At 56.5% G+C, this 14,628-nt stretch carries 10 protein-coding genes; 7 read left to right on the top strand and 3 right to left on the bottom strand.

What is annotated here, in order from left to right:
- Positions 1–4: 4 nt before the first annotated feature.
- The 6 genes from AC0V6Q_RS09420 (at position 5) to AC0V6Q_RS09395 (ending at position 10,695) form a co-directional block, all read left to right on the top strand.
- Positions 5–4,093 (top strand): autotransporter outer membrane beta-barrel domain-containing protein, encoded by a 4,089-nt coding sequence (locus tag AC0V6Q_RS09420; RefSeq protein ID WP_486168125.1) that lies wholly within the window; start codon positions 5–7, stop codon positions 4,091–4,093.
- Positions 4,094–4,212: 119 nt separating this feature from the next.
- Positions 4,213–5,085, top strand: coding sequence for an SH3 domain-containing protein (locus AC0V6Q_RS09415; protein WP_486168124.1), 873 nt, complete (start codon positions 4,213–4,215; stop codon positions 5,083–5,085).
- A 156-nt stretch (positions 5,086–5,241) separates the two neighbouring features.
- Positions 5,242–5,934, top strand: coding sequence for a response regulator transcription factor (locus tag AC0V6Q_RS09410; RefSeq protein ID WP_486169287.1), 693 nt, complete (start codon positions 5,242–5,244; stop codon positions 5,932–5,934).
- Positions 5,931–7,262 (top strand): sensor histidine kinase, encoded by a 1,332-nt coding sequence (locus AC0V6Q_RS09405; protein ID WP_486168123.1) that lies wholly within the window; start codon positions 5,931–5,933, stop codon positions 7,260–7,262. The genes AC0V6Q_RS09410 and AC0V6Q_RS09405 overlap by 4 nt, the downstream gene beginning before the upstream one ends.
- Positions 7,263–7,340: 78 nt before the next feature.
- On the top strand, positions 7,341–7,961 hold the full coding sequence (locus AC0V6Q_RS09400; RefSeq protein WP_486168122.1) for a hypothetical protein: 621 nt from the start codon (positions 7,341–7,343) through the stop codon (positions 7,959–7,961).
- A complete protein-coding gene (locus tag AC0V6Q_RS09395; RefSeq protein ID WP_486168121.1) occupies positions 7,933–10,695 on the top strand; it encodes a CHAT domain-containing protein in 2,763 nt (920 codons plus the stop codon). The genes AC0V6Q_RS09400 and AC0V6Q_RS09395 overlap by 29 nt, the downstream gene beginning before the upstream one ends.
- A 4-nt stretch (positions 10,696–10,699) precedes the next feature.
- On the opposite strand, the gene AC0V6Q_RS09390 is transcribed toward AC0V6Q_RS09395, so the two are convergent.
- The 3 genes from AC0V6Q_RS09390 to AC0V6Q_RS09380 form a co-directional block, all read right to left on the bottom strand.
- A complete protein-coding gene (locus AC0V6Q_RS09390) occupies positions 10,700–11,965 on the bottom strand; it encodes an acyl-CoA dehydrogenase family protein (protein WP_486168120.1) in 1,266 nt (421 codons plus the stop codon).
- A gap of 103 nt (positions 11,966–12,068) precedes the next feature.
- A complete protein-coding gene (locus tag AC0V6Q_RS09385) occupies positions 12,069–12,851 on the bottom strand; it encodes a DUF2189 domain-containing protein (RefSeq protein ID WP_486168119.1) in 783 nt (260 codons plus the stop codon).
- A 20-nt stretch (positions 12,852–12,871) separates the two neighbouring features.
- Positions 12,872–13,543, bottom strand: a complete 672-nt coding sequence (locus tag AC0V6Q_RS09380) for an OmpW/AlkL family protein (protein WP_486168118.1) — start codon at positions 13,541–13,543, stop codon at positions 12,872–12,874.
- Positions 13,544–13,845: 302 nt separating this feature from the next.
- Between AC0V6Q_RS09380 and AC0V6Q_RS09375 the strand changes: the two genes are divergently transcribed.
- A complete protein-coding gene (locus tag AC0V6Q_RS09375; RefSeq protein WP_486168117.1) occupies positions 13,846–14,544 on the top strand; it encodes a Crp/Fnr family transcriptional regulator in 699 nt (232 codons plus the stop codon).
- Positions 14,545–14,628 lie beyond the last annotated feature (84 nt).

Raw genomic sequence — 14,628 nt, 5'->3', positions numbered from 1 at the left:
TGACATGACTTCGTTTTCGATGACTACATCGCGCAAATTGCGCTTCCTCTTGGTTGGTTGTTCAAGCCTTGCCCTGGCAATGCCTGTGGCTGCGAACGACGTGATCTTTACCTCGTCTGGCGCACAAATCGTGCCCGGCAAACGCACTATGCAGAGCGCCGGGGTGACACAAATCAGACTTGCTTCGGGCGGCATGGTGTCGATCACGCAAGGGACTGAGTACACCCTCAATGAGGACGGCTCGATTGATCTTTACAAGGGCTCAATCACCGTAACCGGGGCTGCTCGAGTGCCTGTCGAGGTCCGGATGCCAGACGGGATAGAGGGGCGGGTTATCGGCACCTCTTCATCGTCGAGCTTCTCGGTTGCTTATGACGGGAGGGTTTCTGGCCACACTTTGACGGGCGTGGTGCGGGTGAGCGCTGATGGCAACCGATACAGGTCCTATCGCGAAGGCCAGATGTGGAGCGCGAAGTCAGGGGATGGACCCAAGCGCACTTTGGCAAACGGTGCAGTTGACCAACCTAACAATGAACCATCGCAAGTGCTTGCAATCGGCGGAGATGCAGGCCCCGTCAATGCTGCTCTCAATGGCATTCCGGTCACGCTTGGTGATGGACTGGCAGCTGCGGGCGCGTCATCGGATATCATCGACGCTGGCCGCCGGGTCGAGGCGGCTGTTGCAAATCCATCGATCGACCGCTTCCCTGTGGGAGACCTGTCGCTGTTGGTCGCCGCAGCTGCGGACCTCGAGCGCGCCTATGGTGGCATCCCGTTCAACGGGGCGCAGGCCGATATCATTCGGACCTATCTCGCATTTCTGGCAAGCGGCGCATCAGGCGCGGATTTCTTGACCGCATATAGCAGCTTCACTCTTGGCTATCTGGAGCTTCTGCGTGCAGGCGGGGTCCCGAGTGGTTTTTCTAGCGGCAGCGCAAGCGCAGCCGACATTGATGCCTATCTTGCATTCATCAACCGGACCGGCGCGATTTCAACGCTGAGCGCGCATGATCGGGCACTGGCAGATGCTTATCTGGCCTTTATTGCCAACGGGCAAAATCGTGACGCGTTCGCGGCGTCCTTTACCGACCTGACCGCTGCCTACTTTGCTTTCCTGCGGTCAGGCGGAGTGCCGAGCGAGTTTACAGGGGCAAGCCAGGAAGCGCTCGCCCAATCCATCGCATTTCTTCAACAGAGCGGGCTCCTCGCTCAATTGAGCTCAGCCGACCAGGCATTGGTCGCAGCGTTTCTGAGCAATGGCGGGATTGGCTTTGCGAGCGAGTTTCAGACTGCGCTTGCGGACTATTTTGCATTCCTCGCAAGCGGACAAAGGCCGAGCGGATACACCGAGGTCGATCAAGCGACCTTGCGCGCATATCTTGAGACGCTTTCAAGCACGGGGCTTCTTGCCAATTTACAAGGCGATCAGGCGCAGTTCTTTGCCGATTACCTCGCATTCCTGCGCGGCGGCGGTGATGTCGACGCTTTTGCAGGGCTGCCCGCAAATGTTTTTGCAGGATATCAAGCCGACCTGAACTCCTACTTTGCGTTCCTTGAAAATGGCGGAATTCCATCTGCATACACGCCGCTTTCGCAAGAGGTGATCGCGCAGTATATTGCAGCGCTCGAAGGGGCAGGGGCGACCCAGTTCTTCCTCGGCGATCTGGCTGACTTTTATCAGGCATATTTCGCATTCGTCTCTGGTGGAGGAAATCCGGATAACTTTGCACAGCTTCCCGTGCCGCCTGACTTTCCGGCGTTTGCAGCTGCTTTGAATGCATATGCCGCGTTTCTTGCTGCCAATGGTCTGCCTTCAGACTTTACCGACACCGACTTGGCCGCATTGCAGGAGTTCTTTAACGCGGTGCAGCAATCCGGGCAGGTCAATGATTTGCTTGGCGCCAATGCCGATCTGCTCACAGCCTATTTCGCCTTCCTTAATGGCGGAGGGACCGCAGATGGTTTTGCGGGGCTACCGATCTATCTCGACTATGTCGCGGCTCTGAACGCCTATTTCGACTTCCTCGCCGCGGGCAATCTCCCGAGCGAGTATACGGTCCTCGATGCGGCAACAATTGAAGCCTACCTCGCCGCACTTGCCGCCTTGCAAGGCGGTCTTGCAGGGATTGGCGATCTCAATGCGTTCTTTGCAAATTACTATGACTTCTTGCTGGCAGGAAATGACCCGGACCTGTTCGACAATCTGCCTGGACAAGGGGGAGGTGGCGGCAATGAACCTGGCCAAGGGAACAATCCGACGCTTGTCTACACAGGCGGATTTACCCCTCAAGGAACCGGCATCATCGCTGCGGGATCATGGTCAGACGAGGGCCGGGATCCCATCGCAGACGCCTACACGCGTGATCTGCGCCAACTGGGTCCGGGATCCAATGATGCCATACTTGACGAAAATGGCGGTCTTGAGCGTTATGTTTTTGCACCGAGCAATTTCATCTACGCCGACAGAGGGACGGCGCAAACAGTTGATATCAGCGGCGATGAGAACCTTCTCATAGGCCGTTGGACTAATGGAACCTACCAACGCGCAAACGGAAGAGGCGAGCTTTTCGGATATACTCTGACTTCCAATCAGGGCTTTCATTATCTGCTCGCCAATGGCTTCTCCGGGCCAGCCAATTATCCGACTGGACGCGTGCGCTACGATCTTCTGGCAGCAACCGCTCCGACACTGATCGACGGATCGCAGGCTCCGGGAGTTTTTGAAGCCGACGCGGCGATCATCTTCGGAAGCAATCCGGCGTTTGCGATTGATGGTTCAATCACATTTGCCGATTTTGCTTACGACTTTGCCACAAGCGGAGGCGTCGATGGAGATGGCGGGGCCATATTCCTTCCCAATGAAGGCAACGGCAATCTTGGCTATTTCAATGTCACAGCGCCAGGATCGCGCGGGGACGGGTTCTCAGGGCAGATTACCTTCCAGGTTCAAATTCCCGATGCCGAAGCTTCTCGGTTCGGCGTCCAATACGCCGCGAGTGATTTCAACCTGAGCGATTCTTCCGACCAGATTGCGATCATCGGTGCAGCGATCTTCGGCGCTCGAGACGTAGATGGCGGTGGAGATGGTGGTAGCGGCAATCCAACAAGCGGCTTTACCGGCACCCGCGAGGGCCAAGTCTATTACACCTTCCTCGACGGCTCGCTCGCCTCTGCTTTCGGTGGATCAGCAGACTTTGTAAATGGCGAGATCACAGGCTTCACATCCGCGATTGGCACGGTTTCGAGCAATGATGCCCACATCGTCGAGGCGACTGATCTTGGCGAAATTGCATGGGCACGCTGGAGCGACGGAACGGTCCAGTCAGCTGGCTTGCTTGGCAACATCGACAGTGTGATTGGCCCAAATGGAGGCTATCATGTGATGACTGGTGAAGTGACCACAAATTTGCCGGGCGGGACCATTGCTTACCAGCTTATCGGCGGCACTTCAGCGACCGATAATGCAGGCTCTGCCCCTGGGTCGGTCACTGGCGATCTGGCTATCGCTTTTGGATCGGTCAACCGGGTCGGTTATGACCTAACGATGGCCCTTGGTGGGCGCAGTTGGTCGGTGTCGACCAGCGGCGGCGCCGCCAACCCGGGAGCAAGTGAGGTCAACCTTGTATCAGGAAGTGCAGGCTTCATCTTTGGCGGTGCTTTCACCAATTCAGCGGGGACAGTGACGTCCACCGGGGACACATGTGCACCAAGCTGCTTCGTCAACGTGAGCGGTACGCTTTATGGCGACAATGCCGCCTATGCTGCTTTGGCCATGAATGTGACTGACACCAATTCTACCGGTCTTGTGGCTGCATCGGGATTGGCCATTTTTGGGCAGGAAGGGGCAGGTCCTTCATCTATGCAACCGGCGAGTGTTGATACCTTGGCAGGTGCGACCGACTGGAGCCGTTGGGTTCCCGGACCATTGCCAGGTGCCGGCAATTCGAACGGCGTTCCCACTGCACCGATCGACCCGTCACTTCCTGTAGCTAACGGCGCAATTGCACCGGCAGACAGAGCCGCAGCGATTGCTGAAATCCAAAGCATCATGGGCGGTACGATAACGTGGAGTGAACACTACCAGGCCCGCTGATTGGTGAAGGAACCGCATTTCTAACAGCGATTGTCACGCACGTGACAAGAGCTGTGTGTGGTCCCTCCAACCTGCTCGGTCCACAACCCTTGAGACAAAAATGCAAGGGGAATGAAGCAATGAAGAACCTTAAAACCGGATTGGCGAGTGTCGCCATTATCGCCGCTTTGATCGCACCGACTGCTGCCATGGCAGATGATGATCTCCAGCTTGTCTCATGCGAAGAGAGTCTTGGCACAATTGCGATTGTCGATGGTGATACGCAGGGGTGGGCAGAGTTTGACCTTGGTTCACCGCGTCAGCTGATCAACTCGCTCGCAATCGATTCCGGTTGCTTCACGCCGCATTCGACAGCCAGCGGCGCTCCGGCTGACTTTCTTATGAATGTGATTGCTGGCAGCAGCGAAGAAGTTGACCAGTCGATCGAGCTTGCCAAATCGGCGGCGGTTGAAGGACTGGTGCGTTCTGGCGCAGCTGGCCAAGTGCTTGGCCGCGTTCCGGGCGCAGGCGCGGTCATGGGTATGTTCAATATGTTTGGCGGCAAGAAAAAGCGTGTCGCTGCGGGCATCAAATTGCTTTCTCCAGCTACGGGTCAAACGATTGTCACGGGCTCGGGCACTGTCAAACGCAGCTCGCTGAGTTTCCGTGGCTCGTCGCCCTGGAGCGCGCGTGCTGATGAAGTTGGCTATCGCGACAGCCGCAAAGGCAAGCAGCTGGTCGAAGCCTTCGTAATCGCCTTTAACGAAGTCGTTGCTCAAGAAGCTGTCATCGCTTCCGTCCCGGCTTCTGGTGCAGCGTCTCAACGTGCCGATGTTGCAACTGTCAATGTTGCGACCTCCTTGATGGCAATGCCCATGGCTGATGCAGAGACTGTGCGCGGGTTGCAGCCTGGCACCACGCTTAACCCAACTGGTCGGCGCGAGGGCCATTTTGTCGAGGTCGAAGACAATTTCGGCACCAAAGGATGGGTGTCGGTAGAAGCGCTTAACTGAGCGACCCGAGGGGGCGGACGGCGCTGGCGCAATCAGAGCTATGCGGCGTCCGCCTTTTGAACTTATCAATGGTTCGCTTGCAGGGAAGGCTAAGCAATGGCAACTCTTGACCCAGCAACAAGTCATACGGGCACGAAGGGTGACCGGGACGGGGGAATGGCAAAGACACCGCTCAGAATTCTCTATGTCGAGGATGATTTACGCACTGCGGCTGCAGTCAGCGAGCTGGCTCAGGCGAGCGGTGACGTGCTGATCTGGGAAGAGAACGGCAGCGCTGCTCTGTTGAGAGCGGGGATGGAGGCTTTTGACATCATCATTCTCGACCGGATGCTTGGTGACATCGACGGCCTCACGATCACTCGGCGCCTGCGCGAAAGCGGGATCGGAACGCCGATCCTGATGCTGAGCGCGTTAGGCCGAAGCAGTGACCGCGCCGAAGGCCTTGATGCGGGCGCGGATGATTATATGGCAAAGCCTTACGAACCAGGTGAGCTTATGGCTCGCCTGCGTGCGCTTCACCGGCGTTCGGCAGGGCAAGGACACCAGGCGGTCATCATCTACGGGGCGTTTGAATGTCACTTGAAGGCACGCACGGCATTTCGCGACAATCAGCATCTACCGCTTAGTCCCAAAGAGTTCGACCTGTTCCGTTATTTCATGGAGAATGCAGGTGGAACAGTGACGCGCGAAATGCTGCTTCGCGATGTATGGAATATCGATTTTGACCCCCAAACCAATGTGGTTGATGTCAATATCGGGCGGCTGCGGCGTAAGCTGGAAGAGGGTTTTGAGGCCCCTGCGCTTGAAACCATCTGGGGCTCTGGCTACCGCATTCTTCAAGGAAAATGACGTTGGAAGCCCGTCGCTCCATCTTTTCGCGGCTAGTGCTTGCGGCCATCGGGCTTTCGCTTGCCTTGGTCTTGGCGCTCTGGTTCGTAACCCATCAAACTGTCGTTGCGACTTTGAATGAGGGCGCCGCGAAAGAAGTGGACGTGGACATCGCAGGTCTGGTCGACATTTATGCGACAAGCGGGCTTGATGAACTGCGCGAGAGGATCGCGGACCGCATTGCGCTGACCCCTTCTGAAGGCAGTACACCGCACTATCTGCTTGCCAATGATACAGGAACGGCACTGGTAGGTGATATTACCGGGTGGCCGGCGCTTGACCCTATGGTGTCAGAGACCGGCGTCATACCTATCGGTGACAGCTCGCAAGGGTTCGCCAGAGCAGTGCAACTGGGGCCAGACCTGCGTTTGCTGGTCGCGCGCCGGACTGATGGCAACGATACCGTTCTGCGCAATATCGCGATCGCCTTCGCCGTAGGGGGCAGTCTCTTTGTCCTCTTGGTTGCATTGCTCGGCCGGTTGGCAGCCCTTGGGCTTCAGCGCAGAATTGGCCGCATCAATCTGGCCTTTCGCGAACCGGGAGAACAGAGCGAACTTGTCGAGGTCAAAAATGGCGATGAGATTGACGAGCTTGCCGGACGCAGCGCACAGGCTCTTGCCCGTCAGCGCGGGTTGATGGAGGCTTACAAGGAAACATCCGAGCAATTGGCCCACGAGATGCGCACACCATTGTCCCATTTGGACAATCGTCTGCTTAAAGCGCTTGAAGCTGCGCCTGCGCCGCGTATTGCGGAAAGACTTGTTGAAGCGCGCGCCGAAATCAAACGATTGGTTCAAACGCTGGAATCGCTACTGGATATTGCGTCAAGCAAGAGCCGGCGCGGGGATAAGGCGGGGCTTTCACCGGTCGATTTGAGCGCGATGGTGACGGATCTTTGCGAGCTTTATTCAGGCAGCGCCGAGGAGACCGGGCATTCGCTTGGCTGGACGATTTCGCCGGGCGTGATTTTAGAAGGGGAAGAGCGGCACCTAAGCCGATTGGTGACCAATCTGCTCGACAATGCGCTCAAATATGTGCCTCCCGGTGGCGAAATAGAAGTCACGCTGAAGCCGGGCCCCGAATTGATGGTTTCCGATAACGGACCGGGGATCTCTCCGGCTGACAAGGAAAGAATATTCGACCGTTTCTACCGGGGGCGAGGGAATTGCGAGGATGCCCGTGGAAGTGGCCTCGGCCTAGCTTTGGCAAAGGCGATTGCGGAGCGCCATGGTTTGCAACTTACGCTCGAAGAACGGACTTCGGGCTCAAGTTTTCGATTGGGGAGATAGCCCATGCAAAAGTTCTGCGTTTCCGATTGGTCGGGTTCTTACAAGGTTTTGCGAGCTAACCGCGTTAGCTTGTTTCCCATGGGACGGACGAGTCTTGCTTTACTGGCGGCGCTCACCGGGGGGCTTTTGACTGCGACGGGATGCTCTCCTGTCGCAGGTGAGCAGTCGGTTGCTTTGGCAAATGTGCCGGTTGCCGACACAACCGGCCGGGCTGAACCGTCCTTGCGCGCCGCGCGGCTTGCGCAAAATCTTGCTGATGCTGAAATGGCGCATGACCGGGGGGAAGGAGCGCGGCTGGGGGAGCTTGTAAGCGCCCTTTATGCAAGCGGACTTAGCCCGCGCGGCGAACAGCAAGCCGATGTGCTTGCAAAATGGGCGGTGGCTTCCGGGGGGAAGGCCACCGCCTTCCGTGGCCGGTTGCTTGGGCCTGCCTATGTCCGCGGCGAACTTGCGCCGGGCCAGCGCTGGAAAAGTGCTCAGACTTTCAAATCTGGCGAGCCGAGCACGCTCGCGGTCTCTCACAAAGGATCGGGGCCCGTAAGCATCAGCGTCAGTGATCAAAGATCGCGCAGCGTGTGCAATATCGGCAGCCAAGCCACGCCAGCCTGCCGTTTCACCCCCCTTTACACCCAGCGCTATTCAATCGAATTGGTCAACGAGGGGCCCGAACGTGCAGTCTATTTTCTCGTCTTTGATTAAGGCGTTTCTTGCCGCCTCTCTGATCACTTACACTGCCCCTGCAGCGGCCCAGTATTTCGATGTCTATGGCGAGGCCAACCGGACGCTTCCTGCGGCCCAGGCAGCCTTCGATGCGATGGATGACACTGCCTCAAAGTCACAGCGCAGTGCACTCACATCCGACCTCATCATGGGGCTGATCGGAAAGGCAAAGTACAAAGAGGCTTATGAGCTTTATCTGCAAAATGCCGACCTCGATTTGCACGCGGATGCGCGAATGGGAGCGGTTGGACACGGGCTCGTGGCTTTTGCCCCAGACGAGGCGGTTCAATCGCGATACATCGCCAAGCTTACGCAGATGGTGGAAAGCGAAAGCTGTGCGCCTTGCTATGCCCGAACATTTGCCGCCCACCATTTGGCGCGCTACTTCTTCTTGAGAGAAGATGATCTTGCGAAATCAATCCAGTGGCACAAAAAGGCGCTGGATATTGCGCTTGAGGACCTTGCACCAAACGATCCGGCCCGGGTCAATTTCGCCTATCAATATGCAGCCTATTTGCGCAATCAGGACCTTCAGGCGAGCGCCGAGGCGGTTCGGTTTACAGAGAGGCTCGCGTTTGAATTATTGCCGCGAGATGATCATCTTGGCTGGCTTTACGTGTTTCTTGCCAATGCTCTGATCGCCCTCGATAAAGGGCGTACGGCAGAGGCTGCGGACTTGTTTGGACGTATAGCCGATATTGGCGTCAAGGAATGGGGACCTGACAACCCGCAACTCCTCTCGATCTATCAAAACACTGCGGTTTTGCTCTCGCGGTTGGGCCGCAATCAGCAAGCCGTTGAAGTCGCGTTACGGGCTGAGGACAATCAAGCCTATTCCGATAAGAAGGAATTGGCCTATCAACAGGCTTTGGTTGCCCGTCTGTTGTTCGAAGCGGCCCGCCCTGATGAAGCGACCGAATATTTCCGCACGGCTCTAGGCATCTTTGAGAGCGCCGGAGTGCAGGACAAAGACCTTGCCCGCGCACAGTCCGATCTGGCGAATTTGCTGAGTATTGAAGGCAACCATGATGAGGCTCTGGCGCTGAACGAGGAAGCAATGGCAGAATATGCCAAGCTTGATCAGACCAATCCAGAGTGGCGCGAGCGTCAAACCATTTCTGCAGTCATCTATGCAAGGACAGGCCAGACGGGCAAAGCCGCTGAGATGATGGCTCCTGTGCTTGAGTTCAATGAAAACATCCTGCTCGATGTTTATGCCCAAGACCAAGATCGCCGCGCGATTGCATCAGACGGGACGGAGTTGTTTCGCGATTCCATGCTGGTCTCTCTCCTGAACAGTGACCTTGAGCGCGCTTGGCGCAGTGCGCAGCTTTCTGTGATTAGCGACCTTGCCCTTAGTGCCTCGGCGTTCACATATCCCGGCGATGCAGACGGTTTTGCAAAGGCGCTCGATGATGTGCGACTGGCGCGTAATTCGGAGAAGGAGGCACGCGCAAAGTTCGCGCAAGGAGATGGCAGTTCGGACGATCTGTCTGTCGCAGTAGCAGCGCGTGAAGCCAGTGAGGCTGCGCTGCGGGAGAGCTATCCGGATTTTGCCGAATATCTGCGGCCTCAGCCGCTTTCAATTTCCGGTGCGCAGGCGCTTCTTGCCGAGAATGAAGCTTATATTTTGCCAATGGTCTACTCTGACCGCGTCGTGACCATCGCTATCACTGTAGATGGATTTGCATGGGGACAATCGAGGACGCCGCTGTTTGCAGCGAGAGAACTTATTGCCCGCGTTCGCGACAGCCTCGATGCAAGTCTTGGAGGCGAGGACAATTTCGATGCCGAGGCGGCGCATGAGCTTTATCGCTTTATCTTTCCAGCCGAAACTAGAGCAGCGATTGCGGGCGTCGACAAATTGATCTTCCCGGCTGGCGGGCCTCTTGCAACCATTCCGCCATCCGTTCTTGTCACGCAACAAAGCGGCCAATCGCGGCCAAAGTTTCTGATCGAAGCCCATGCCATTGCCATTACGCCGGGCCTTGGTGCACGCCAACGCGAACGCGCTGCCGCGCCCAAACGCTTCGCCGGGATTGGCGCGCCGAGGCTCGCTGCGCCTCCTGCTGACAGGGCTGCACTGAGGGGTACTGTTGTGGATGTCGAGAGCATAAGCGCATTGCCTTCCCTACCGGGAGCGAGCGAAGAATTAGCCGCGCTTGAGGCTGCATTTGCGAGCGAAAGCACGCTTATCCTTTCCGGGACAGACGCGACCGAAAAAGCGGTCCGCGCCGCGCCGTTAGAAGAGTTTCAGGTGCTTGCCTTTGCCACCCATGGCTTGGTCAGTGGACAGATCGCAGGGCTTGGCGAGCCCGCTTTGGTCCTGACACCGGACGATTCCAATGCAAGCCCAAGCCCTGACAATGACGGGCTCCTCACCGCCAGCGAAATCGGTCGGCTCAAACTTGCCGCCGACTGGGTGGTCCTCTCTGCGTGCAATACGGCTGCTGGTGAGGGCCGGGCATCACCCACATACTCAGGCCTTGCCCGCGCGTTCCAATTGGCCGGAGCCCGGTCGTTGTTGCTTTCCCATTGGCCCGTGCGTGACGATGTCGCGACACGGCTAAGCATCGCCACGGTTAAGGCTTCAAGCAGCGGTGTCGAACGCAGTGAAGCGCTGCGCCAGGCTCAATTGGCATTGATCGCAGATGGTTCTTTGAACGGCGCAGCATCGCCTGCTCTTTGGGCGCCGTTCGTGATTATCGAATAAGCCGTTACGTTTTGATTTTGCCGAACAATACGCCGGCAACTTTGCGCATCTGGATCTCTTCCGAACCTTCCGTGATACGATAGCGGCGATGATGGCGGTAAATGTGTTCGAACGGTTTGTGCCGTGAATACCCGATCCCGCCATGAACCTGCATAGCGCGGTCTGCGGCATCACATACCAAGCGGTTTGCCCAGTAATTGCACATGGACACCTTGTGAGAGAGCCTTTTAGCGACCTCAGGTTTAGTCATCTGATCCATTTCCCACGCGGTCTTAAAGATCAGCAACCGGAGCATTTCGCACTGGGTCGATAGCTCCACGATCGGGAACTGGATCGCCTGATTAAGCCACAATGGCTTGCCAAACGGCTTGCGTTCTTGGGCATAGGTAATCGACTCCGCGACGCAGTATTCCGCAGCGCCAAGCGAGCTTGCGGCTTGTCTGATGCGGTTCTCATGGACAAAATGTTGAGCGGCGGCGAGCCCCCAGTCAAGATCGCCCAATACCATGTCGTCAGGGACGAAAACGTCGGTGAAGCTGCATTTGGGGTGGTCTGTGGGCATGTTGAAGGTCCACAGATATTCGCCAACCTCAAACCCTTCAGCCGATGTGTCGACAACAAAACAGCCAAGCCCTTTGGGGGCGCCCGCTTCGCCTGAATGGCGTGCAAAGGTCATGACATGGGTCGCGGTGTGCAGGCCAGTGGTCCACATCTTCTCCCCATTGATAAGCCAGCCTTCAACACCCTCCTTGGTGTGACGCACAGCCGTCGTTTCCATGTGGGTGGCGTCTGAACCGTGTGCCTCTTCGGTCAAGCCGAAGGCCCAGCGATGCTTGCCTTGAAGCATCCCTTCCATGAACCGCTCTTTTTGCTCAGGCGTTCCAAAGTCGCGCATCATAAGCGGCTGGACAAGGTTGCCGACTATCGAGTGTTCGTTTTGGAGGTCATTGTGGAGGCCCAGACCCTTTTTGGCGAGGTGATGGCGGATGACTGCCATGCCAAGGTTTGTTCCGTCCTGTCCCCCGAACTCTTTGGGTAGCTGATAGCGATAGTGGCCGGCTTTATCTGCCAGGGTTTTCGCCTCTTTCAGCAGCTCCTCCCATTCTTCGCGAGGGAGCCCGTCATTGTCCCAATCGGTACGCGCATGTTCACGCCTGTGATCGAAAAAGCGGATATTGTCTTCGCGTGCCTCAAGCGGTTTGATCTCGCGCTCGATAAAGTCATCGAGCACTGTCAGGTATTCTTGGATGTCCTTGGGCACTTCGAACATAGCATCCGCTCTCTTTGCAAAAATGAATTCACCTAGGGATGCACATTTTGTCCGGTACATGCAAAACGAGATTGCGCTTTTGAGCGCAAAGTCCGCCTATCAATTATGGCAGTGCACGTCGATAAAGGTGCCAGGTTGCATGTCCCAAAACGGGCAAGACGATCAGCAAGCCGAAGAAGGCAAGCGTCATCGCCGCTCCCAACATTACTGCAATCAACGCTGCCCAAGTTATCAGCACCCAAAAGTTGTCACGGAACACACTCAGGCTCGTAAAAATAGCAGTGAGGAAATCGGTCTGTTTGTCGACCAGCATCGGGAGACTGAAGACGGTGATCGCGAAAAAGACCAAAGCGATCACCGCTCCAATCGCACTCCCCACGAGCAGCATTGTGATGCCAAGGGATGTGAACAAAAATGCCAGCGATTCAGAGCCTGCTCCGGCCTCGACCAGGAATATGGAGAAGACCAAATGCGCGATAATCACCCAAAACCCGAAAGCGACAAAGATGATGACGCCCATAGACAAGATTTGTTCGTCGCCTCGTCCTCTGACTGCTCCCAGGATTGCGGGCCAAGTCATAGGGAGGTCGAGCTCGCGTCGCCGGCTGACTTCGTATAGACCGACGGCGGTAAAGGGGGCGAGGAGCGGGAAACCTGCCGTTGCAGGGATCAGCCATGAGACCTCTCCGCGCGCAATCAGAAGGTAACTTAGAGCAAGACCTGCAAGCGCATAGATCGCTCCGAAGAACAAGCCATATCGCGGCGCAGCCACAAAGTCCTTCCAGCCAGCAATCAGGGCAATGCGCAAATCTCCTATTTGAAGATCGCCCGCATGCTCCTGATCGCGCGGCGTTTGCAATTCATTTGCGTAATCGCCTTGGCTCATTCCTTTCCCCCTATTGCATACTAGAACCTATAGCTGACTCCGGCGCTGAGCACCCACGGATCGAGCTCGTGGTCGGTTTCAAGCACAAGAGTGTCGCCAGCGCTCACCTGAAGCGTTGTATCGATAAAATAGCGCTTGGCATCAAGTGTCACGCCAAATCCGCTATCGTTCACTGGAATATCGACACCAGCTTGTAACACGAAGCCTAGCTCGTTCGAAAGATCCGCGTCGGTCGCGCCCAATGGGACAATACCTGCCCCCGCACTGTCTTTGAGCCAGATGAAGTAAGCACCGCCGGCACCGACATATGGCTTGACCCCGCCAAGGTCGAAGTGGGCCTTCGCGGTGAAGGTCGCAGGCAACAGAAGGGCGTTGGAGACAACTTCGGTGCCAGCCGGAAGTCCTGAAACCGCGTCAACGTCGTGCTGCGTAGTGCCTGCGATGGTTTCGATCGAGAAGTTCTCAGATAAAAAATACTCGATCGCGATCGTTGGCACGAAGTTGTCATTGGCCGCCGTGTCCGTGCCAGCCGGAAGGCCCACTGCGTCAACGACGACTTCCTCAATTCCACCATCTGGCGAGACGAGCGTACCCACAACCTTGAGCTGAATATCGCCGGCCTCTTGGGCCATAGCAGGTGAGCTTACAATCGCCATTGCAGCAGTTGCGGCGCAAAATAGTGTCTTCTTCATTAATCAAATCCCTGATTTAGCCTGAATAATTGGTGGTGGTTCCGCCCAGCATAACAACAGCATCACAAACGCTTGTCGTCAGCCGGATGGGTTGCCGTCTGGCCTAAGCCGGATTCTTCCCACCCCTATCGGTCTTGGCTTTGTTCCCATGAGCAACAGTGGCCGCCCATTGCGGCCCAGGATGTTTGCTGCTGACGGTCAAATGGCTGGGGTCAGACTATCGCGCATTGATCTGGATCAATGTGTCTGCGCGAGTTTTCAGGGAAATGGGTGTGCATGGATACGAGAAAGACACCCGAGAAATGACATTTCCCGATTTGTTTGAGCGTTTCTCTGCGGAGATTTTGCCGCTCGGCAGTGCGGATGCCACCCATTTGCGGTTTCAGGCGATCGCTCGATATGCGAGCGCGCGGTCTGGCGATGCACCGTTCACCGTCGCTGATCAGGATCAAATCGTCTTCATCGCCAAAGGAAGTTGCAAATTGGTGGCCGAAGCCTCGCAAAGGCGCGAGCAGGTGGTCGCCTTTCACTTCGTTGGCGATTTGGTCTCCGTGCCTGCGCGCGGCGCTCATGCCTATACACTGTATGCGCTCGATGATTGCGAGCTGATTTTCTTCCCGGCTGACGAGTTCTTCAAACTCGCAAGATACGAAACCGGAATGATTGACAAGGCGCTCGAGCGGGCAATGCTCGCGCTTGCCCGTAGCCGCGAGAAAGCGATTTCCCTTGGTCGAAAGTCGGCCCAGGAACGCCTCGCAAGTTTCTTTCTCAACATGGCTGAACGCATCGGTTCGAAGCACGAAGAGGGCTGGGTGATGCATTTGCCCATGTCACGCGGCGACATCGCCGACAGCCTTGGCCTGACAATTGAAACAGTAAGCCGCCAGCTAAGCGAATTACGCGATGCGGGTCTGCTAACAACGAAGGGGCGCTCGCAGGTGCACCTTCTCGATTTGGAAGGGCTGGCAATGCGGGCAGGGCATCTTGTGCCTGCCGAGTAGGTCACTCCAATTTGACTGTCCTCAAGAAATAGAAGCGTGGAATGCTTTAAAAGTGTCAACCAACTTGGACACAAAGTCAGTTGA

This window comes from Erythrobacter sp. S227, assembly GCF_057364925.1.
The sequence above is the reverse complement of the archived record's forward strand: the minus strand, read 5'-3'. Positions and strand labels throughout refer to the sequence as shown.

Coding starts and splice junctions, on each gene's coding strand:
- AC0V6Q_RS09420 (WP_486168125.1), top strand. CDS start 5: ATGACTTCGTTTTCGATGACTACATCGCGCAAATTGCGCTTCCTCTTG.
- AC0V6Q_RS09415 (WP_486168124.1), top strand. CDS start 4,213: ATGAAGAACCTTAAAACCGGATTGGCGAGTGTCGCCATTATCGCCGCT.
- AC0V6Q_RS09410 (WP_486169287.1), top strand. CDS start 5,242: ATGGCAAAGACACCGCTCAGAATTCTCTATGTCGAGGATGATTTACGC.
- AC0V6Q_RS09405 (WP_486168123.1), top strand. CDS start 5,931: ATGACGTTGGAAGCCCGTCGCTCCATCTTTTCGCGGCTAGTGCTTGCG.
- AC0V6Q_RS09400 (WP_486168122.1), top strand. CDS start 7,341: ATGGGACGGACGAGTCTTGCTTTACTGGCGGCGCTCACCGGGGGGCTT.
- AC0V6Q_RS09390 (WP_486168120.1), bottom strand. CDS start 11,965: ATGTTCGAAGTGCCCAAGGACATCCAAGAATACCTGACAGTGCTCGAT.
- AC0V6Q_RS09385 (WP_486168119.1), bottom strand. CDS start 12,851: ATGAGCCAAGGCGATTACGCAAATGAATTGCAAACGCCGCGCGATCAG.
- AC0V6Q_RS09380 (WP_486168118.1), bottom strand. CDS start 13,543: ATGAAGAAGACACTATTTTGCGCCGCAACTGCTGCAATGGCGATTGTA.
- AC0V6Q_RS09375 (WP_486168117.1), top strand. CDS start 13,846: ATGACATTTCCCGATTTGTTTGAGCGTTTCTCTGCGGAGATTTTGCCG.